At 40.7% G+C, this 21,527-nt stretch carries 15 protein-coding genes and 1 tRNA gene; 11 read left to right on the forward strand and 5 right to left on the reverse strand.

What is annotated here, in order from left to right; translation table 11 throughout:
* Positions 1-263: 263 nt before the first annotated feature.
* Entirely contained in the window at positions 264-7,487 is a 7,224-nt protein-coding gene (locus tag KXJ59_RS10745) for a LamG-like jellyroll fold domain-containing protein (protein WP_295204452.1), read from the reverse strand.
* Between the two features lie 624 nt (positions 7,488-8,111).
* Positions 8,112-8,182: transfer RNA gene (locus tag KXJ59_RS10750), tRNA-Cys, on the reverse strand.
* A gap of 94 nt (positions 8,183-8,276) precedes the next feature.
* Here KXJ59_RS10750 and KXJ59_RS10755 point away from each other — a divergent pair.
* The 4 genes from KXJ59_RS10755 to KXJ59_RS10770 all read left to right on the forward strand — a co-directional run bounded on the left by KXJ59_RS10755 (position 8,277) and on the right by KXJ59_RS10770 (position 11,431).
* A complete protein-coding gene (locus KXJ59_RS10755; protein ID WP_295204453.1) occupies positions 8,277-9,155 on the forward strand; it encodes a nucleoside phosphorylase in 879 nt (292 codons plus the stop codon).
* A gap of 8 nt (positions 9,156-9,163) precedes the next feature.
* Entirely contained in the window at positions 9,164-9,940 is a 777-nt protein-coding gene (gene dapF / locus KXJ59_RS10760; protein WP_295204454.1) for a diaminopimelate epimerase, read from the forward strand.
* An 83-nt stretch (positions 9,941-10,023) separates the two neighbouring features.
* Positions 10,024-10,965: a magnesium transporter CorA family protein gene (locus KXJ59_RS10765; RefSeq protein ID WP_295204455.1), complete on the forward strand. Its 942-nt coding sequence runs from the start codon at positions 10,024-10,026 to the stop codon at positions 10,963-10,965.
* 1 nt (position 10,966) lies between these two features.
* On the forward strand, positions 10,967-11,431 hold the full coding sequence (locus KXJ59_RS10770) for an NUDIX domain-containing protein (protein ID WP_295204457.1): 465 nt from the start codon (positions 10,967-10,969) through the stop codon (positions 11,429-11,431).
* A 98-nt stretch (positions 11,432-11,529) separates the two neighbouring features.
* On the opposite strand, the gene KXJ59_RS10775 is transcribed toward KXJ59_RS10770, so the two are convergent.
* Both KXJ59_RS10775 and KXJ59_RS10780 read right to left on the reverse strand, forming a co-directional pair.
* The gene (locus tag KXJ59_RS10775; protein WP_295204459.1) at positions 11,530-12,312 is read right to left on the reverse strand and encodes a queuosine precursor transporter; all 783 of its coding nucleotides are present in this window, start codon (positions 12,310-12,312) and stop codon (positions 11,530-11,532) included.
* Positions 12,309-12,605, reverse strand: a complete 297-nt coding sequence (locus KXJ59_RS10780; RefSeq protein ID WP_295204461.1) for a hypothetical protein — start codon at positions 12,603-12,605, stop codon at positions 12,309-12,311. The genes KXJ59_RS10775 and KXJ59_RS10780 overlap by 4 nt, the downstream gene beginning before the upstream one ends.
* A gap of 129 nt (positions 12,606-12,734) precedes the next feature.
* Here KXJ59_RS10780 and KXJ59_RS10785 point away from each other — a divergent pair, with 129 nt between their 5' ends.
* The 7 genes from KXJ59_RS10785 to KXJ59_RS10815 are packed head-to-tail and all read left to right on the forward strand — an operon-like array spanning position 12,735 to position 20,577.
* Positions 12,735-15,212 (forward strand): YfhO family protein, encoded by a 2,478-nt coding sequence (locus KXJ59_RS10785; RefSeq protein ID WP_295204463.1) that lies wholly within the window; start codon positions 12,735-12,737, stop codon positions 15,210-15,212.
* Positions 15,212-16,336 carry a glycosyltransferase gene (locus KXJ59_RS10790; protein ID WP_295204464.1) on the forward strand — a complete coding sequence of 375 codons (1,125 nt, stop codon included), beginning with the start codon at positions 15,212-15,214 and terminating at the stop codon, positions 16,334-16,336. The genes KXJ59_RS10785 and KXJ59_RS10790 overlap by 1 nt, the downstream gene beginning before the upstream one ends.
* On the forward strand, positions 16,333-17,253 hold the full coding sequence (locus KXJ59_RS10795; protein WP_295204466.1) for a glycosyltransferase: 921 nt from the start codon (positions 16,333-16,335) through the stop codon (positions 17,251-17,253). Before KXJ59_RS10790 ends, KXJ59_RS10795 begins: the two co-directional genes overlap by 4 nt.
* A gap of 57 nt (positions 17,254-17,310) precedes the next feature.
* Positions 17,311-17,910, forward strand: a complete 600-nt coding sequence (locus tag KXJ59_RS10800; RefSeq protein ID WP_295204468.1) for a methyltransferase domain-containing protein — start codon at positions 17,311-17,313, stop codon at positions 17,908-17,910.
* Positions 17,910-18,803, forward strand: a complete 894-nt coding sequence (locus KXJ59_RS10805; RefSeq protein ID WP_295204469.1) for a hypothetical protein — start codon at positions 17,910-17,912, stop codon at positions 18,801-18,803. Before KXJ59_RS10800 ends, KXJ59_RS10805 begins: the two co-directional genes overlap by 1 nt.
* A 38-nt stretch (positions 18,804-18,841) precedes the next feature.
* Positions 18,842-19,750: an FkbM family methyltransferase gene (locus tag KXJ59_RS10810; protein ID WP_295204470.1), complete on the forward strand. Its 909-nt coding sequence runs from the start codon at positions 18,842-18,844 to the stop codon at positions 19,748-19,750.
* Between the two features lie 11 nt (positions 19,751-19,761).
* The gene (locus tag KXJ59_RS10815) at positions 19,762-20,577 is read left to right on the forward strand and encodes a TylF/MycF/NovP-related O-methyltransferase (RefSeq protein ID WP_295204472.1); all 816 of its coding nucleotides are present in this window, start codon (positions 19,762-19,764) and stop codon (positions 20,575-20,577) included.
* Between the two features lie 3 nt (positions 20,578-20,580).
* On the opposite strand, the gene KXJ59_RS10820 is transcribed toward KXJ59_RS10815, so the two are convergent.
* The gene (locus KXJ59_RS10820) at positions 20,581-21,489 is read right to left on the reverse strand and encodes a hypothetical protein (RefSeq protein ID WP_295204474.1); all 909 of its coding nucleotides are present in this window, start codon (positions 21,487-21,489) and stop codon (positions 20,581-20,583) included.
* Between the last annotated feature and the right edge of the window lie 38 nt (positions 21,490-21,527).

Consider the following 21,527-nt stretch of genomic DNA (forward strand, 5'->3'; position numbering starts at 1 on the left):
AAATTGATTGTACGTTATGGAGACAAAAAGAATTTTTTGTAGTGGATGAGACAGCAGGAATAAGGGTTTCGTAATACCTACAAACAAATACGTACTGATATCACTACAAATATGTCGTTTTAATGGTATTTTAAGGTGTAGATATGCGGCTACCATGCGCCAGTATGTGCAAAAGAAAAAGAGCCGTTCGGTTAGAACTGCTCTTCTCTTTCGGTTTTTCCGGACTGGTTTTAAAGGATGATGGGGTTACATCAACAAGTTAATTATTTCACTTTCATCAGTTGTACCACTTTACGGCGGCTTCCCTGTGTAAATTCTGCATAATAAGTACCCGCAGAGAGGTTTTGACCGAACTGTACAGTGCTGTTTGGCAACTGATTGGCTTTGGCTTCAACTGCTCTTCCATAAGTATCAAATATTCTGATTTGTACAGGCTGGCTATGTTTGCTTTCGATTTTCACGGTAAACAGGGTTCTGCTTGGGTTACCCATTACAGTCAGCTTCAGATCTTCGCTGGTTTCTGATTGGGTTTGTTTAACGGTATTTTTCAGTGATCCTGTTTCTTCGGTTACTGTAGCACTGTTACCAATACCTCCGGTAGCTGTTGCAGCATTTGATACGCAACCGCTCAGGCCTTTACCAAGGATATCATTCGGGTAACGCTGTAAATGTGCCGCCACATCGCTTGTCTTCACTTCCTGAACACTGTAGTTATTGCTGTTACCGTTTCTGCGTGTGATATAGACTTTTGGCGTGTTGTTATTGTAATGACTGTATAACCATGAGTACCAACCCCAATTATTACAGTCCTCATCTTCAACCCTGATATCTTTCACACAGATACTTACCTGACTTGTGCTGGTGCAACCAGACTGACCAGTTACTTTCACTTCAAATGTATAGTAACCTTCGCGTGAGGGGCTGAATACAGGCTGAGCACTTGATGTATTGCTCAGTGAGCCACCGCCAGACAATGCTCTCCAGCTATAGCTGTAATTACTGCTACCACTTGCATTTACCTGTAATGTTACTTTCTGAGCGCCATAACCAATATAGATATTGGTTGGTACACCACCGGTATAAGTATTATTTTCTGGCACTACGGTAATGGTACTGGTACATACAGGCGCAGGCGGTGGTGTTACTCCACAACCCTGATCTGCACATGAGCCCAGTCTGTCACCGGCATGGTTACTCAGGTGTGCTGCAACTGCATTCACACTGATTTTGAGTGTTTGCGGGTTACCTGCATTACCCGGAGGCACATGACAGAGGTATACTTTGTAATTGCTGTCATCATCATCATCATCGTCATGATCATCATTATCACGGTCGTTGTATTTGTTTTTGCAAGACGATGAATTATGTGATTTGTGATCGCAATCGTTATGTCTGTGTCCTTTGTGTTTACAGTTTTTAGAATCATGGTTTTTATGATCGCACTCATCATTATCATCATCGCCATCATCATATTTATCCTTACACTTATCCTTGTTATGCGATTTGTGGTCACATTTACCATGGTTATGTTTACTGTGCTTACAATCTTTAGAGCTATGCGATTTATGGTCGCACTTGTCATCATCCTGTTCTTTCACCCTGATATCTTTCACACAGATGGTTACAGTGCTGGTTGATACACATCCTGCCTGTGTTCTCACAGTTACTTCGAATGTATAGTTACCAGCCGCCGAAGGAGCGAATACAGGCTGTGAACTGCTGGTGCTGCTGAGTGTGCCATTACCAGAAACAGCTCTCCATGTATATGTGTATGATGTACCACCTGCTGCATTTGCTTTCAGTGTTACTTTTTGAGGACCATAACCGATATAAATATTGGTTGGAATACCTCCGGTGAATACCGTATTCTCTGGTGTTACAGTAATAGAACTGCTACATGAAGTTGGATTTGTTACCGTTACTGTTTGTGTAGCAGAAGCTGTATTACCAACAGCATCAGTTGCTGTCCAGGTAACCACGGTTACACCTACCGGATATGATGTTGGTGCATTATTAGTTACACTGGCTGTTCCACAATTATCTGTAGCTGTGGCTGTTCCCAGGTTTACAGGTGAACCAAACAGTACAGTAATATTGGCAGGTGCCGCAATTACCGGTGGCTGATTATCGGTAATGGTTACCGTAAAGCTGCGGGTTATACTGTTTCCACTTGCATCTGTTGCTGTTACTGTTACCGTTGTAATACCAATCGGGAATACGCTTCCTGAAGCATTACTGTACGTATAAGTAACCGGGCTGCCACAGGCATCTGTTGCATTTACTGTATAGTTTACAGTTGCACCACAAATAGTAGCCGAACTGTTTGCTGTAATATCAAGTGGTTGAACAAATACCGGTGCCTGATCATCGATCACCGTTACAGTGCTGGTTGCACTGGTGCTGTTTCCTGCCGCATCGGTTGCTGTCCAGGTTCTTGTAATCGTATAATTATAGTAATTAGCCGATGCAGGATTGGTTCCTTTAGTACTTGATTCAGTAAGCTGAACAGTAACCTGCGCATCGTAATTATCTGTAGCAGTTACGGCAGTTGCTGCGGGGATATTTGCACAACTTGCAGTTATATCTGCCGGCACACCCACCAGTACAGGTGCAGTAATATCTTTTACAATTACCAACTGTACGCCTGTAGAGCTATTGCCAGCAGCATCAATTGCTGTCCAGATAACACTTGTGGTACCAATATTATATACCGTACCGGTTGCATTATTGGTAAGAGATACCAACTGAACATTATCTGTTGCAACAGGATTACCAAGCGATGTAACGATTGCTGAATTAGTGCCCGGTGCAGCATTTACTACCACATTGGTTACTCCTGTAATTACAGGTGGTTCAGCATCCCTTACAGTAATAATTTGTTCAGCAGAAGTTGTGTTACCTGATGCATCAGTAGCTGTCCAGGTAATAATATTTACTCCCAACTGGTATTGTGCAGGTGCATTATTGGTGATGGCTACCGTACCTCCGCTATTATCGGTAGCAGAAGCAGTACCCAGATTTACACCTGTTGCATAGTTTACACCTGCATTCGTATTTACTACTTTATTTGAAGGGCCAGCCAATGCTGGTGCCTGTTTATCTTCTACAATTACCAACTGAATAGCACTTGCCTGATTACCGGCAGCATCTGTTGCTGTCCAGGTAACTGTAGTTGTACCCATCGGATACTGTGCAGGTGCATTATTGGTTACCGCTACAGAACCACTGTTATCAGTTGCAGTAGCTGTGCCCAGGTTTACTCCTGATGCATATGCCTGATTATTATTGGTTACTGTTATAACGGTTGCAGGTGCAGTAATAGATGGCAGTTCTGCATCCAGTACGGTTACCGTTTGTGTAGCAGTAGCTGAATTGCCTGCAGCATCAGTGGCCGTCCAGGTAACAGTGGTGGTACCCATTGGATACTGAGCAAGTGCATTATTGGTAATCACCACTCCAGATCCGCTGTTATCAGCTACTGTTGCCATACCCAGTGTTACACCTGTTGCAAAAGTTGCACCCGGATTAGCATTTACAGTAACATTAGCAGGAGCTGTAATGGTTGGAGGAATATTGTCTACCACTACCACATTGAAGCTTCCTGTTGCAATATTACCTGCTACATCAGTTGCAGTAACATTTATGGTAGTTGTACCAATCAGGAAGAAGGAACCTGATGGAATATTATAAGTATAAATAACCGGGCTACCACAAAGATCAGCAGCATTTACATTGTAGTTTACGTTGGCACCATTGGTAACAGCGTTCACCACAATATTATTCAGTGCTCCAAATACAGGGGCCTGGTTATCAACTACTGTAATAACCTGCGTAACAGTTGCAGTGTTTTCGCTTGCATCAGTGGCCGTCCAGCTTCTGGTTATGGTATAATTATAATGACCGATATTATTGGCGTTTGCATCTTTTGTACTCAGTTCACTAAAGCTAACGGCAACCGGGCCATCCTTATCATCAATGGCAACTACGTTTGCAGGTGCAGGTACAGAAGCACAGTTTACAGTTATATTGGCAGGGGCTGTCATGGCCGGAGGCGTAACATCAGATTTTACGATCTGAACCTCCTGTGTCTGAGATGATGTATTTCCATTACCATCATTATAGTTCCATGTAATGGTATAAGTACCTGCAGTTAAATAAACAAGCGGATTATTAGTAGTAGCTGTTACCAGTCCAACACAATTATCGTTGGCTGTTGGGCGGAAACTGATCGGCTCACCTGTACTACCCTGCAGCAATGGCAAGGAAGCTACGGTTGGAACAGGAGCCAGATTATCAACCACTGTTACATTTATTGGTGCAGATATCTGCAGGTTACCATTAACAGTAACACCTACTGTATAACTACCAGTTTGTGAAGCTGGATAAACAGCCGCAGTAGCATTAGGAATAGCCACTTCATTCAGGTACCACTGATATGCTGTACCAACAGATGATATGGATAACTGAACATTTGATGAAGGACATATAGTAGTAGGTCCGTTTGCCTGTATGGCCGGTAAAGGAGTTACCGTTAAACGTACACTTCTGTAAATAGTACAATTAATAAATGGAACAGCAACCGTATAAGTACCTGTATTTGGCGCCTGTGCATTCATGATAAATGGATCAGGTATGCTTGCAACAAAGCTGTTTGGACCAGCCCACTCATATGCGTTACCGCCGTTGGCAAACAGACGGATGGTACTACCGATTCCGAAAACTGCAGCATTAGCCTGGGCTGTTACAGGCGGTTCGGAATAAGTTGAACAGGTTCCGTTTACTTTGAAATCAGACCAGTTGGAAGAAAGCCCATTTAATTCGAAACCACCCAGTGTACCATTATTACCATTGGTGCTCGCATCCAATAAAGTTGTTTCAGTTGTATTAGGGGCATTTACAAAGCCCTGATTGAACTTGTAATAAGCAACCAGACCAGTCTGATTAGGCTGCAATTCACAGTTCATATTATTGATGATCTCACACTGGTTCAGTGCCCTGTTCCAGATTTTCGCTTCTTCCACTTTTCCTTTATAGTATTCAATAAAACCTATCTGTTGACCAAATACGAGTCTATTGGTATTGGTAGTGATTTCTCCGGAAGCTTCTGTAGAAGCAGCCAGCACACCGTCAATATAAATACGCATGAAATATCCATCGTAAGTAGCAGAAGCATGGTGCCACTGATTGATACCTGGATAATTGGCTGTTAATACTTTCCATTGACCGTTTAAATGGAGGAAGAAAGAAATGGTTTTCCAGCCATCATCGGTACGTGGGAAAATATAACCATTATTCACATCAGCGGTTGATTTACCCATTACGTTCTGAATAGCTTTTGTAGCATCAGTTGGATAAATCCATGATTCAAGGGTAATATTCTGACTGATATTTAATGAATTGCTGTGGGCAACATTAATAGTGTCATTCACTCCGTCAAAATCTAAAGTACCTGCTTTATATGCCACTGTAAGGTTTACACTGGCAGTGCTGGTACAAGTACCACTAGCTACAGTTACAGTATAAATTCCAGAGTTATTCGTCTGTGCATTCGGAAGTGTTGGATTCTGCTGGTTGGAGGTAAAACTGTTTGGACCAGTCCATGAATAGCTGGTTCCACCGCCTCCATTCAACTGAATGGTTGAGCCAACCTCTAATAATGGACCATTTACTGTTGCAGTAGCAGCAATTGGGGTAAACGGCGCACAAATACCATCTCCTACATTTCCGGTTGTCCAGTTAGACAAAGCACTGATAAGGCCCATATTAGTAAGGCTGCCGGTGTTATTATTACCACTCTCGTCTTCCACGGTGGTAATATTTAAGTTGTTTACACCAATCAGCCCTTTATTAAAACGATAGTAGGCAGCCAATCCTGTCTGTATTGCAGGATTGATCTGACAACTCATATTGTTATCAATTTCACACTCATCCAGAGGACGGTTCCAGATACGCACTTCATCAACACTACCCGCAAAAAATTCACTGCTAAAACCAGGCTGTGTACCGATGCTTACAGCGTTCTCATTAGATGAAATGGTTCCTATTACTTCTTTTGTAGCTTTTAATTCACCATCTAAATAAATTTTCATCACAAAACCATCATAAGTGGCGGCTACATGATGCCACTCGTTCACACTTGGATAACTGGCAGAAATAATATTCCATCCCTGTCCAACAAGGTGCACATAAAATGAGAAAGATTTCCATCCATCATCCGTACGAGGGAAGATATAACCTCTCACAGACTGAGATGATTTACCTACTACGCTCTGTGAAGGTGTAACAGCATCTGTTGGATAAACCCATGTTTCAATCGTAAGGCCAGTTCCGGGGTTGAGTGAATTACTATGAGGAATACTTACATAGTCATCATCGCCATCAAAATTCAACGCTCTTGCAGCGGTTGAAACCTGGATGGTTACACTTGCCGGTACAGAACAACCTGAAGCCGTTGTTACAGTTACTGTGTACCAACCGGCTGCAGCAGGAGATACATTTTCAATAACAGGATTCTGTTCTGTAGAAGTAAATCCGTTAGGACCAGTCCATGAGTAACTTACTCCACCAGAAGCTGTCAACTCAAGTCTGCCTCCAACTGCAATTGAAGGAGCATTGCTTCCCACTGTTACAACAGGTGGTGCATAAGGTGCACAGCTACTGCCATTTGTTACGCCTCCATCTGTCCAGTTAGAGATTGAACCTAATAAACCAAAATCGAGCAGGTTGCCATTATTTGCATAAGGACCTGAATCGGTTAGTTTATTTTCCAAAAGATTAGCCACACCACCTAACAGGCCCTGGTTAAATTTATAGTAAGCAACCAGCTTGTGCTGATCAATTATTTCGCAATTTCTGTTGGCAGCAATTTCACACGGACTTAATACGCGGTGCCATATTCTTAGTTCATCAATTTTGCCTTTGTAAAATTCGTTGGTATAACCATTATGATAACCGATGGTTAAGGGATTGGTATTAACAGTAATAGTACCTGCTATGGCCATCTGATTGGCCATTACCCCATCAATATAAATACGCATAAAAGCGCCATCGTAAGTGGCGGCAACATGGTGCCAACTGTCTTTACCGGGATAAGGAGCTGTTAATTGTCTCCATCCAAGTCCATTAAAATTGATTAAGAAAACAATATTGTTCCAATTGTCATTGGTACGGGGAAAAATATACCCGGTTTGGGTTGAAGTCGTTAATTTATTTGATTTCGAAACTACAGACTGTACGTTGTAATTAGCTCCACTTTCCGGGTGAATCCAGGATTCAATTGTAATTACATCATTGATGTTGAATGAAGTGTCGCCAATAGGAGCGTTAGCGGGAGGAGGTGTAACACCTCTTGCAATACGTACCTTATCATCTATGCCATCAAAGCTAAGTCCACCTGCAGTTAACTGGCTAATTGCTGCACCCGAAATCGTCAGCAACAATGAAGTGAATAAAACTGTAAGAGTTCTCTTTCTAGTAAAAAAACGCATAATAGTTCGGATTGGCTCTAAGTGATTTTCAACAGCAATTTTTCTGTTGAGGCAACACAGGATAAAAGGAAAAATCAGTTGAACTGATCAGTGGATAATGGAATTCAAACGATGGTTAGTCAGAGGATTTTCGAATTTTAACAATGCTTGTCTTTACGCACATTTACCAGAATGAACAGTCGTTAGCATCTGTTAAAGAAAGTCAAAACTAACCGATACTGACCGTAATTGCAAGGTATTTACAGATTTTTTTATAAACACATGTGAATTATTAAATATGTTTATCGCAAAGGTTTCCGGTAGAAGGATGAGGTATCCTCTCGTTTTAAGAGGGAATTTGAAGATTAATTGTAATTAAAAAATTGTTAATCAATAACTTATGAAAAAAAGAGTTCTTACTATTAAGTAGATAATTTGTTGAAAATAAGGCCATTTTCAGCAGATTATAATTCGATTAAAATTTATTTAAAGGAGTAAAAAGGCAAAAATTGGAGAGAAAAATAACGAGCTGATACGTGTTTTCACCGGTTATAAACAGTGAAATCCACTACAAAAATCTTGACTTCCACTACAATTGATTATCAACTATTTATAAAAATAAAGGATCGCTAATGCGATCCTTTGAGGTCCCGAGCGGATTCGAACCGCTGTAGAAGCTTTTGCAGAGCTCTGCCTAGCCACTCGGCCACAGGACCATTTTTCTGTAGCAGGGTGCGAAAATAAAGCAATCAAAGGAATTTCAAAATTCTAAATGCGAAAACCCGAAATTTGTCGGCATTAACCTTGTATATGAACAGAATTGCAGAAAGTGAATTGATTATCAATAACAGAGGAGCGGTTTATCATCTCAATCTCAGACCCGAGGAACTGGCACAGAATATCATTACGGTTGGCGATCCTGACAGGGTTGCTGAAGTGAGTAAACATTTCGATAAAATTGAAGGGAAATACCAGCATCGTGAATTTGTAACACATACAGGATGGGTGGCTGATAAAAGAATTTCTGTAGTATCAACAGGTATCGGAACAGATAATATCGACATTGTTCTCAATGAACTGGATGCACTGGTAAATATTGATTTCGATACAAGAACCATTAAACCACAGCTCTCCCACCTCAACATCATACGTGTAGGTACTTCAGGATCACTTCAGAAAGATATTCCCGTAGATAGTTTTGTAGCCAGTACTCATGGACTGGGTATTGATAACCTGTTGAATTTTTACCAGCAACAAAACAATGCCGAAGAAAATCAATTACTGGGCGCTTTTGCCAGCCAGGTTCAGATTGGTGGTGGTTTTGCTTCCCCTTATATTGCCGCTGCCGGCACTTCCCTGCTCAAACATTTTGTAGGCGGTTTCCATCACGGTATCACTGTTACCTGTCCGGGTTTTTATGGACCACAGGGAAGAATTTTACGTCTTGGGCTGGTAAATACTGAACTGATCGACAGGTTAACCGGTTTTTCTTACGGCAATCACCGCATCACTAATTTCGAAATGGAAACAAGTGGTATTTATGGTCTGGGAAAACTACTCGGCCATCAGTGCCTGAGTTTAAGTGCCATTGTAGCTAACCGTATCAGCAAAGAGTTTAGTAAAGACAGTGCAACCACAATGGAAAAACTAATTAAACAAACACTGGAAATCATCGGGCAGATTAAATAATAACAGGTATGACGATTCAATTTTATAAATACCAGGGAACGGGCAATGATTTTGTGATCATCGACAACCGCAACGGCTCCCTTCAACTTACTACTGCACAGATTAATCATATCTGTGACAGGAGGTTCGGAATTGGCGCAGACGGACTCATGTTACTGAATACCCTCGCTGGTTCTGATTTTGAAATGAAATACTATAATGCCGATGGAAAAGAAAGCAGTATGTGTGGTAATGGCGGCCGCTGTTTAACACGGTTTGCTTATGATATGGGCATTCATAAAACCACCTATCATTTTTTAGCAGTGGATGGAGCGCATGATGCAGAAATGGATGCACATGAATGGATCAGGTTAAAGATGAAAGACGTAAATGAAGTAGCCGATTATCATGGAGATGCGTTATTAAATACAGGGTCGCCACATTATGTAAAAACGGTACAGGATATTATGGAGCTGGATGTTTTTCAGGAAGGGAGAAATATCCGCAACAGTAAAGATTTTGTTACAGAAGGCATCAATGTAAATTTTGTGGAGCCCAACGACAAACATATTATAGTGCGCACTTATGAGCGTGGAGTTGAAGATGAAACCTTTAGTTGTGGCACAGGCGTAACCGCTGCGGCCATTGTATTTGCACACAATGAAAAAGGTTTTAACCGGGTGGAAGTAAAAACAAAAGGCGGACACCTTGCAGTAGAATTTGAAAAAATAAACGACCAGGAATTCCGTAATGTATGGCTTTGCGGCCCTGCTGAATTTGTATACAAAGGAGAGATTAATATTTAAAATATCAGATGGCAGATGTCAGATATACTACAAATAACATCTGACATCTGATATCTGATATCTGATATCCAACAATCATTACTATGATTCAATATTTTAAAAATATCAATGGTCAAACTGCAGAGATAGACAGGGCAGAAATGGGGGTTTGGGTAAACCTGGTACCTCCATTTAAAGAAGAAGAATTTATTCAGTTGGCAGAAGACCTGGAAATACCCATTGAATTTCTGCGCGATTCACTGGATATAGATGAACGGCCGCGTTATGAGCTGGAAGACAATGTGAAATTTGTTGTTATTAAAACACCAACAGAGAATAATTCTTTCAACGACAGTGAAGCTTTTTACATTACTATCCCCATCTGCATTATCCTTACACATACACAGATTATTACAGTAAATTCTTTCGACAACGGCGCCATCAAAAAATTCCTGAATTCTTTTCAGAAAAGACATCCCGACAAAAAGAATATGATGATCCTGAAAGTATTCGAAAAAGTGGTGCAGAATTTCATGGAGTTTCTGAAAGAAATTAACCAGAGAAGAAACCAGTATGAAACCAGTCTATACCAGAGTAACAGCAATGTTGATTTACTTAACTTAATGCGTATACAGAAAAGCCTTGTGTATTTTGTTACCGCATTAAGAAGCAATGAAATGCTGATGATGAAACTGGAGCGTACCAATTTCCTCAGCCTGAATGAAGAAGAAAGAGAATTTTTGAATGACCTGATTGTTGATACCAGTCAGGCCCTTGAAATGGCAAATATTTATACCAATATACTCACCAGTACGCTCGATGCTTTTGCCAGCATTATCAGTAATAACCTGAACAATGTAATGAAGCGTCTTACTTCCATTACCATTATTCTTTCTTTACCGGTAATGGTAGCGAGTTTATATGGCATGAACGTGGATAATATTCCGTGGGCCCACTCTTCTTACGCATTTTATGTGCCGATTGGCTTATCAATTGCCATTGCCATAGTCATCAGTTGGTATTTCATGAAAAAGAAATGGTTTTAATATGCCCTTGTTCAATGTACGTGTCTATGGCATTCTGCTCGACAATGAAAAACGTTTGCTCGTAAGTGATGAATTTATCCGTGGTGCTTATATTACCAAATTACCTGGTGGGGGGCTTGAATTTGGAGAAGGTACAAGAGACTGTTTAAAAAGAGAATTCAAAGAAGAGACCGGTTTAGATGTTACTATAGGAGAACATATTTATACCACAGATTTTTTTCAGATTTCTGCATTCAACCAGAAAGACCAGATCATTTCTATCTATTACTATGTTCACTCAAATGAACCTGTTCATTTACCCACCAAAACAACCGCATTCGATTTTGCTCCCGAACAAATCAGTGACCCCAATGGAGAAACTGAAGTATTCAGATGGATTGAATGGAAGGATCTTCATACCGATGATATGACACTGCCGATTGATAAAGTAGTAGTTAATTTGTTGAAGGAAAAATCAGGAAATTAAGACACAAGTAGCAAGATACAGGTAACAAGATGACAAGATTCAAGTAGCAAGATACAAGAGATATACCTCTGGGCCTTGTAGCTTGCAGCTTCCCCCAACTACTCCGTCTCCTTCCCCATTGCCTGTAATTTCATTTTTCGGGCGGTTTCTTCACCGAGGTAACGATCAATCTGTTTTTCTGCCAGATAAATAACGGGCGTTAATAAAATAGCCATCGTGAATTTGTACAGGTAATTCACCACACAAATGGCGAGTACGAGTTTCCAGCTCCAGCCATTTCCTATTTTGAAAGCAATAAACAATACGATAAAACTATCTACCAGCTGCGAAACAAATGTAGATCCGGTAGCCCTTAACCATACCCATTTCTGCCCGGTTCTTTTTTTAATCTGATGAAATACGGTAACATCAACAATCTGACTTACCAAAAATGCAGTAAGGCTTCCCAGTATGATCCACATACCCTGTCCGAATATTCCTCCAAAAGCATCCTGCATATTTGGAATCCCTTCTGCCTGTCTTGAACTGATCCAGAAATCAGCCGGCGGAATATTCATGGCTGCATAGAACATGATAAAAGCATAAGATATTAATACCACAGCAGTATAGCTGATACGTTTTACTGCTTTAGGTCCATAATATTCATTCACAATATCAGTAATAACAAACTCCAGGGGCCAGAGCAAAACACCACAGGTTAAATTAAATGAAAGTCCGGTCTGACCAAATATGGTCATATCAGCCGGTTCCCATCCAAATATTTTTTCAAGAGAAAATATTTTACCACCAATACATTCGGCAATCAGTGCATTCGCTACAAAAAAAGCAGCAATACTGATAAATAATTTAGTGGGTTTGTCTTTTAAAATTGAATGTATCATGCAGGTAGTATGATGTAAAAAAAGAGCTGTGCCAGTAAAATAAATAAATTAAAGAGCCTCACCCATAAAGGTGTAGTGATCTGTTTTTTACCGAATAACAAAACCAGGTGCCAAAGGTTCACTCCCATATTCACGATGGGTGCAAGCACCATCCCCATAACCACTGCGATATTACTGATCATTCCCAATTCCAGTGAATCATCGGTCTTGATAAAAATACGTGCCAGCATCGCTCCTACGAAGAATAAATTACAGACAAACACAAACCGGGATAAAAAAGAAAATCCTGCCATAGACCTTAAAATACTTGTTGAACTGATTGGGTTTTACACAAAATACAATCAATCTCTTTTAAATGAGCCCCTGCGGGTAAAAATGAAAGAATTTTTCCTGTAGGTTTGCCTGTACTAGAAAAAAACAGCATGAAGCAGTTCCAATGGAAATCTCTTTTACCCCATGCCATCGCAGTGGGTATCTTTTTAATTGTTGCGGTTATTTTTTGTAAGCCTGCCCTCGAAGGGAAGGTATTAAATACAACTGATGTTTCGCACTGGAAGGGAATGGCCCAGGACCTGTTTAATTATAAAGAAAAACACGGTAATTATCCATTGTGGAACAATAACCTGTTTGGTGGTATGCCCGCTTACCAGATTGCCATGGAAGCGGCCAATCCTATCACTCCCGTTTATTTTCATCAGTTGTTCATGTTGTTCATGGGTAAGCCTATTGGTTTCTTCTTCCTGCTTTGTATTGGTTTTTATTTTCTATCACAGGTCATTGGGTCCAAACCATGGATCGGTATTCTCGGTAGTATTGCTTATGCTTATGCCACTTATGATCCGGTAATACTTTCAGCCGGACACGATACTAAGATGCAGGCCATGGGTTATATGCCGGCATTACTGGGTGCATTATGGCTTATTTATAAAAAAGAGTATTGGTGGGGAGCGGCTTTAACTGCCCTTTTTGCTTTCCTGCTCATTGCCATGAACCATTTACAGGTAACTTATTATTTCCTCATCATGGCCGGGTTTATGACCATTGGATTCATCATACAATGGGTCAAACAAAAAGAGTACAGGCATATGGCGATTTCGCTGGCATTGGCCATTTCCATGGGATTATTAGCAGTGGGCCCGAATATCGTGTCATTAGCCACTACCAAAGATTATTCAAATGCTACGATGCGTGGTAATGCGATAATGCTCGACTCAACAGGAAAAGCAAAAGAGCGCAAAGGACTTGAAACGGATTATGCTTTTTACTATGGCAGTTATGGTATGGCTGAAACCTATACATTTCTTGTTCCGGGTATCTATGGCGGAAGCAGTGGCGGTGAACTTGATATCAACGCCAACTTTACCAAAAAGTTAATAGAAAAAGGCATTCCTGAAGACCAGGCAGTAGGGTTTGCAGGAAGTATGCCTACTTATTGGGGGCCACAACCCATGACTTCAGGCCCGGTTTATTTTGGTGCCATTATCTGTTTCCTTTTTATTCTGGGAATGGTTTACCTGAAAACATGGCATCGCTGGTGGATACTGGCTGTTTGTTTACTCGCAGTAGTAATGAGCTGGGGAAGTAACTTCCTTTCCTTTAATACCTTCCTGTTTAATAATCTTCCCTTATACAACAAATTCAGGGCACCAAGTATTATCCTGATCCTTCCGCAATTATTGTTCCCGCTTTTGGGTATGATGGCATTACAACAGTTTCTGTTTGAAGAAAAAAACAAAGCAGTTGCGCTGGCAGGGTTAAAAAAATCTGTTTTCATAACCGGTGCTTTCTTATTGGGAGCAGTACTACTGTATTTCTCATTTGATTATACTGGGAATGATGATTCAATAAAAAATATTTTAACGCAATCATTGGGTGGCAATCAGGAAGAAGCCAATAGTCTTTACAATGTATTGAAAGAAGACAGACGTTCACTTTTTGGATCAGATCTACTTAGAAGTATCCTGTTTATTGCCGCTGCAGTGGGTTTATTATGGCTGGCTGTACAGCAAAAATTAAAAACTGCCTATGTGCTGATTGCTATCCTGGTATTAAGTTCTGCCGATCTGTTTACTGTTGGCAAACGTTACCTGAACGAAAGAAATTTCGGAGATGCTGATGTGGTAAATGAAGGACAGTTTTCTCCTACTGCTATTGATCAGCAGATATTAAATGATACGACAAGACCAAGGGTTCTAAATCTTACAACAGATCCTTATACAGATGCCATCACTGCTTATCATCATCGTTCAGTAGGCGGTTATCATCCGGCCAAGTTGAGTATTTACCAGGACCTGATTAGTTTTCAGTTAGCCAAACAGCCTATGAATATTGGGGTTTTGAACATGCTGAATACACGTTATGTAATTGTACCTAATCCACAAAACGGACAACCATCATTACAGGTGAATCCTGCTGCATTAGGACATGCCTGGTTTGTAAAAGGTATTCGATATGAAAAAGATGCGGGCGAAGTAATGAAAGCCATGAACCAGTTTTCACCCGGCGATACCGCCATTGTAGAAGAGCAATATAAAAACAGTATTGCCTTTGCACCCGTATTTGATTCTACTGCAAGCATAACACAGATTATAAACGACAATGACCTAGTACGTTACCGTTCAAACAGCAGCAGCAATCAATTCGCTGTTTTTAGCGAAATATTTTACGACAGGGGATGGAAAGCCTATATTGATGGTAAAGAAACGCCGATTGTAAAAGTGAACTATGTATTACGCGGACTTGCAGTACCGGCAGGCAATCATGAAATTGTATTTGAATTTAAACCCGCCTCTTATTATAACAGTGCTAAAATTGCGGTTATTACATCAGCACCCATCTGGCTATTGCTGATACTGGCTGCATTCTTCTCACTCCGGAAAAAAAGGGAAGAAAAAGCCTGATGAAGCAACCTGTTGTTCTTGGTATCATTTCATATCCGGTGTTTCCGGCACAGATGGGCGGACAAAAATGCGTGGAGGGTTTTTATAAAGAACTCTCCACGCATACAAAAGTGGTACTGGCAGTAGCCAAACAAAACAGAACCGATAGTATACCCCATGTACAGGTGGAGAATTTTCTTTTTGATCACTGGAAAGGGCCTTTGAATATTTTATACCTCTTCAGGCTTATTGCACTGATACGAAAACAAAAGATTGATATTATTATCATCGAACACTCCTATTTTGGATGGCTGGGTTTGTTATTGCGTTTTTTTACAGGCAAGAAACTTGTTATCAGATCACATAATATTGAAGCATATCGTTTCAGGGATTTACAAAGACCTTTCTGGAAATTGTATTATCAGTATGAACGCATTGTTCACCGCAAAGCCGATCATAGTTTTTTCATTACAGAAGAAGACCAGTCTTATGCATTAACCAACTGGCAATTGGATCCTTCCAAATCAAGTGTGCTTACTTACGGGGTTTCTTTAGACAGTGCCATTCTTGATCTCAAACCCACATTACGCAAACGGCTGATAGACTATTTCAACATCCCATCCAACTGCACACTCTTTCTTTTTAATGGCACACTCAATTATACACCCAATACAGATGCTTTGCATGTAATTGTATATGAGCTGTTACCCCGTTTGAGAAATTATCGTTTATCATTCCGCATCTTTATCTGTGGTAAAAATTTATCGGCTCAGTGGGAAAAAGTGCTGAAAGAACAACCCGAACTGGTTGTAACCGGTTTTGTGGATGATATCTCCGTTTTCATGTCGGGTACAGATTGCTCCATCAACCCTGTTACATTAGGGGGAGGCATCAAAACCAAACTGGTAGAGGCACTGGCCTACCACCAGACTGTTATCACCACCCAAACTGGCGCCAAAGGCATTTTACCAGCGTTAACAGGTGCTAAAATGAGGGTTGTTCCCGATTACAACTGGGAACTGTTTGCCAATGCCATGAACAACTTTAATCCATACCAGCAGGGAAGTACTCCGGAACCTTTTTTTGAGCGTTACCACTGGCCTGCCATTGTAGACAAAGCTCTCGTATCTTTGAACCGTTTATGAGCAATAAGGCGATACAGATATCTGTGATTATTTGCACCTATAACCGGGCACTCTACCTGACGGATGCACTAGACAGTTTATACCGACAAACACTTCCCAGGCTTCATTTTGAAGTAATTGTTGTAAATAATAATTCAACCGACAATACTGAATACCTCTGCAAACAATACATTGATGCACATCCAGACATGCAGATTATTTATCTGAATGAAAAAGAACAGGGAGCTTCTTTTGCACGCAATACGGGTGCCGCCTTAGCTACATCTCCCCTCTTGTGTTTTATGGATGATGACGCCATAGCCAATGATGATTATTTAAGCCGCATTGTACAGTTTTTTGAAAGCTATCCGGGTGCCGGAGGTCTGGGCGGAAAAATCATACCAAGGTATATACCTACAGCACCCGAATGGATGAGTCGTTATGTATCTTCCATGGTAGGTAATTTTGATTATGCACCACAGTTAGCTGCTTTTAAACCCGGCAAATATCCGCTTGAGTCGAATATGATTGTACCGAAAAGCCTGTTTGATACAATCGGTGGATTCAATACTGCTTTACCCGGTGTAAAAGGCGAATTGAGAATTGGTGGCGAAGGCAAAGATTTCTTTTTCCGTTTACAGGCTTTGGGCCACATCATTTATTACGACCCCCATATTATTGTTCACCATGTGGTTGAAGTAGCAAAACTCACACCTGCTTATCTTTACCGCGTGGCCAGTGGTTATGGCAGAGGTGAACGTGTTCGAACTTTACAGAAAAGCCGATTGGCCTACCTGTTCAAAATTGTTGAATACCTGTTTAAACTGGGAGCTTCTTTTATATTGGGCATTTTATACCTGTTACGCAGACAATCGGCTAAATCATGGCCGGTGATCCGTTTCAGGATTGATGCATTAAAAGGCTTATTCAATTTATAAATAATTCCAGCCCCGGACTTAAGTCCGGGGCTGGAATTATAATTCATACATTTAATTATGAGTCTCGCTATTACACTTGAAAGAAAAATTAAAGGAACACTAAGTCGATGGTTTGGCATCCGGTTCGTTTCGCCGTCAGAAACATCAAAAGTGCGTCACTGGGTGGCTTTCTATTGCACAGGTAAAAGTTGTGATATTGGTTTTGGCGGTGATAAAATCATGAAAACAAATTGTGATGGTATTGATTTTCCCCAGCCTTACACGCATACCGGAAAAGACAAAGTAGATATTGGTGTTGATGTTATCAATAATGATATTCCTGTGCCTGACAACACATATGATTATGTGTACACCAGCCATCTGATAGAAGATTTTACAGATACCGGTGATGCATTACACAAATTTATCCGCATCCTGAAACCAGGGGGTAATCTTATCCTTGTATTTCCCGATCAGCCAAAATATGAAGTCTATTGTCGTGAAATGGGTATTCCCATGAACCCTTATCATATTCATGCTAACATGGGTTATGATCTGATGTTACAAAAAATGAATGAAGTACCGGGTATCAGTTATGAAATATTATTCAGCAGCAACTGTGAAATAGATTATAATGTGGTAATCGTTTTAAAAATAACCAAACATAACCAGGCCTGATGTCATTCCTGAAAAAAATATGGACTGACTGGAAACTTTCCTATAACCACCGACAAAAGGAAAAAAGTTTCAGCAGCGGAATCATGAATACCCCGCAGGTATTGACCCCACTGGTTCCTGTAAGTGGCGATACTGTGCATTTTAAACACACAGGACATGCCGGTGATGTTATTTATTCCATACCAGCCATGAAAGCACTGGCCAATGGAAGAAAAATTCATTTATATTTTGAATTAGGTCAACCTAACCGCGATTTCACCAGGCAGATGAAACATCCGAATGGTAATGTGATGTTGAATGAAAAAAGCGTTGCCCTGTTTGCACCTTTAATGGCTCAGCAACCGGATATTCATTTTTTTGGCCCATGGAAGGGCGAGCCCATTCATTATGATCTTACTGCTTTTCGTTCTTTCCCTTTCGACTATAGAATGTACAGTATTACCCGCTGGTATTTTCTCACATTTGCCATAACTGCCGACCTGGGCAAGCCCTGGTTACAGGTAATACCGGATAAGAATTTTGCAGACAAGATTGTATTGGCACGCAGCAGTCGCTACCATACCCCCGGCATTTCATATTCATTTTTATCCCGTTATTCCAACCTGGTATTTGTAGGTGTACCGGATGAATATGAGTCGATGAAACAGGAAATACCGCAACTGGTTTATCAGCCTGTAAACAATTTTGCAGAACTGGCTTCCATTATTGCCGGATCTAAACTATTCATCGGTAATCAGTCCTTCCCTTTTTCGCTTGCAGAAGCGCTGAAAGTAACCAGGATACTGGAAGTATACCATCAATGTCCGAATGTGGTACCAGAAGGGCCGGGTGCTTATGATTTTTGTTACCAGCCACAATTTGAAAAGATTGTGTCAGATATCCTCAACAGGTAGTAATATTGCCAGACAACAAGGCCTTTTAAAGTAGCTGTATGCGCAAACTCATAAGATCCCTGCTGAACAGTATAGGGTATGATATTGTAAAAGTGAATGTTCACAGTCATAAAAAAGTGAACAGGATAAAGAAAGTTACTGTAGGCAATTATGTATTGGAAATGCCGGGTAACAATCCCCAGATCAGCACTTATAAATACGATCCGGGTGCCAATAGCCAGTTAGGTCGTTTATCGGCCTGTGTGGCGGGCAAATACCCTTCTCTCTCCGTACTTGATGTAGGTGCCAATGTTGGCGACACCATCGCCATTATTAAATCGGCGATTGAATTACCTGTTATTGGTATTGAAGGAGATGATTTTGCTTTTGAGTTTCTCAAAAGAAATACCATGTCTTTAAAGAATGTAACACTGATCAAAACATTCCTTGGCGAAAAAATCGAAAGCAAAAAAGTATCCATGGAAAAATCGGGATGGAATACCACCCTGATACCGAATGAAGATAATGGCGAGACGATTCATTTCAAAACACTCGATGAAGTGCTGGCTGAAGAACACCTCCAAAACAGAACATTGAAATTATTGAAGATAGACTGTGAAGGATTTGATACGATTATCATACGCGGCTCTGCAAAACTGATCCGTGAAAAAAAACCGGTCATTTATTTTGAATACAATCGCACCAATATGGATGCTATTGGTGAAGATGGTTTATCTACCTTACTTACATTGGAAGCAGTTGGTTACCGTAATATTATTTTCTTTGATAACAAAGGACGTTACCTCATGAGTGCTCCTATTGACCAGGAAAATGTAATTGCCGACCTGCACCGTTATGCGCAGGCCGAGAATAGTTGTATTGCCTATTACGATATCTGTCTGTTTCATGAAGACGATAGCGAACTGGCACAACAATTCATTGAATCGGAAAACAGCTTACAACCTTAACTTGCAAAGGCATGAGTGACCTGAAAAATTTTCTGGTAAAGATTAAAGGCTATTTCAAGAAGCATACGCCAACACAACGATTACTGAACCGTATTCATACACAGGAAATACTGGGTAATATTTTTCACCTCGGCTTTTCCTACTGGGGGCCTTTTTTTACTGCTTACCAACCCGATTCACATACCGCTTTCCAGGCTCATCCTGAGTTCAGGGAACTACAAAAAAGGTTTTCGTTATTTAACCGCAGAAACAATGGAGGCGATACTGCCCGTTTATGGAGCTTTATATTGAATTGCAAACAGGTTTTAGCTGAAAATATTCAGGGCGATTTTGCCGAACTCGGTGTATGGAGAGGTAATACCGCTTCTGTACTGGCATATTATGCGAAGGAATACAACCGACAAGTCTTTTTATTCGATACTTATGAAGGGTTCAGCAAAAAAGACCTTGAAGGCATTGATGCAGCCAAGGATACCGACTTTAACAATACATCTATTGAACTTGTGAAGCAGGTAATTGGTATGCCCGTTACGCAATGTTCTTTTGTGAAAGGTTTTTTCCCGGATACCATTACCGATGAACATGCCCGCAGACAGTATGCTATTGTAAGTCTTGATTGCGATTTATATGCACCCACCAAAGCAGGACTTGAGTTTTTTTATGAAAGAATGCCCAAAGGCGGATTGTTTCTCTTACACGATTATTCAAGTCTGCACTGGGATGGTTCGAAAAAAGCCATTGATGAATTCTGTAAAACCTCAGGTGAACATGTTATTCTGATGCCTGATAAAAGTGGAAGTGCTTTTATGCGGAAAACAAGGGATTAAATACTACAAACTTATTTTACGCGGATGACCGGGCTTGGTGTACAGGTGATACCTTGGTGGTTCGTAATGATTGGCGGCAGTAAATGGTCCGGTAAAATGTGAACCCATGATGTCTTCCCTTACGAAATAAGCATTTACACCTGCAAAACAGCACCCAACGAGTTTATACCCTTTTTCTTCGCCTAATTTACAAAACGATTCAAGACTGGCACCTGTATTGCTTGATCCATCCCACATAGCCGATGCATCATAATCGACTACAAACTCACAACCGGGGCGATACACTGCATTGTATTCAACAATTACTACACGTGGCCGGTATTTTTGAATGGCTTTCCATACATAAAAGTCGTTACGGTCAATATCAATCGATAAAAGATCGGGCTCTACAGGAATGCCTGCTTTTTCAAACAGGTACTCAATATTTTCAGCCGTAATAAATGCCTGCATGGCTTTTAAATCGCCACGGGCTATGGCTTTGGAACAGCTTGCCTGAATGGTTGCTATATTGGCTTCGCTCCCATCCATCCATAAACCCTTCCAGCCTTTATACAATAAATAAGTACTGTTGGTTTCGCTGCCATTTTCAACCCCAAACTCAACAAAATATTGGTTAGTGGTACCAATACGTTTGAATATTTCTTCGATAATACCATCATCTCCTACCTGTGAAAAAGCCTGGAACTCGAAACGATTGAGTTTATCAGCCTGCTGGTAACGTGGGTTATTGTACAAATGGGTTTGAAGGTAATCTTCCACCTGTAACATATTTACCCGGTTCAGCTTATGATCTATCTGCTCCAGGTTCAGTGTACGGCGGAGTTTGGTATAAAAACGATTTTTCAGTTCACCCAAAAAGCCCATGTTAGTTGATTTAATCAGGGTAAAAATAAGCATCGCCGGCCAAGCCATAAAATCTGACTTCATCTGTATTCAGATTGTACATTTGT

The sequence above is a fragment of the Sediminibacterium sp. genome, from assembly GCF_019264485.1.
In the GTDB taxonomy this organism is placed as follows: Bacteria; Bacteroidota; Bacteroidia; order Chitinophagales; family Chitinophagaceae; genus Sediminibacterium.

Bases quoted from the DNA above. Each gene is read 5' to 3' on its own strand.
- KXJ59_RS10745 (WP_295204452.1), bottom strand. From the start codon at position 7,487: ATGCGTTTTTTTACTAGAAAGAGAACTCTTACAGTTTTATTCACTTCA.
- KXJ59_RS10755 (WP_295204453.1), top strand. From the start codon at position 8,277: ATGAACAGAATTGCAGAAAGTGAATTGATTATCAATAACAGAGGAGCG.
- dapF (WP_295204454.1), top strand. From the start codon at position 9,164: ATGACGATTCAATTTTATAAATACCAGGGAACGGGCAATGATTTTGTG.
- KXJ59_RS10765 (WP_295204455.1), top strand. From the start codon at position 10,024: ATGATTCAATATTTTAAAAATATCAATGGTCAAACTGCAGAGATAGAC.
- KXJ59_RS10770 (WP_295204457.1), top strand. From the start codon at position 10,967: ATGCCCTTGTTCAATGTACGTGTCTATGGCATTCTGCTCGACAATGAA.
- KXJ59_RS10775 (WP_295204459.1), bottom strand. From the start codon at position 12,312: ATGATACATTCAATTTTAAAAGACAAACCCACTAAATTATTTATCAGT.
- KXJ59_RS10780 (WP_295204461.1), bottom strand. From the start codon at position 12,605: ATGGCAGGATTTTCTTTTTTATCCCGGTTTGTGTTTGTCTGTAATTTA.
- KXJ59_RS10785 (WP_295204463.1), top strand. From the start codon at position 12,735: ATGAAGCAGTTCCAATGGAAATCTCTTTTACCCCATGCCATCGCAGTG.
- KXJ59_RS10790 (WP_295204464.1), top strand. From the start codon at position 15,212: ATGAAGCAACCTGTTGTTCTTGGTATCATTTCATATCCGGTGTTTCCG.
- KXJ59_RS10795 (WP_295204466.1), top strand. From the start codon at position 16,333: ATGAGCAATAAGGCGATACAGATATCTGTGATTATTTGCACCTATAAC.
- KXJ59_RS10800 (WP_295204468.1), top strand. From the start codon at position 17,311: ATGAGTCTCGCTATTACACTTGAAAGAAAAATTAAAGGAACACTAAGT.
- KXJ59_RS10805 (WP_295204469.1), top strand. From the start codon at position 17,910: ATGTCATTCCTGAAAAAAATATGGACTGACTGGAAACTTTCCTATAAC.
- KXJ59_RS10810 (WP_295204470.1), top strand. From the start codon at position 18,842: ATGCGCAAACTCATAAGATCCCTGCTGAACAGTATAGGGTATGATATT.
- KXJ59_RS10815 (WP_295204472.1), top strand. From the start codon at position 19,762: ATGAGTGACCTGAAAAATTTTCTGGTAAAGATTAAAGGCTATTTCAAG.
- KXJ59_RS10820 (WP_295204474.1), bottom strand. From the start codon at position 21,489: ATGGCTTGGCCGGCGATGCTTATTTTTACCCTGATTAAATCAACTAAC.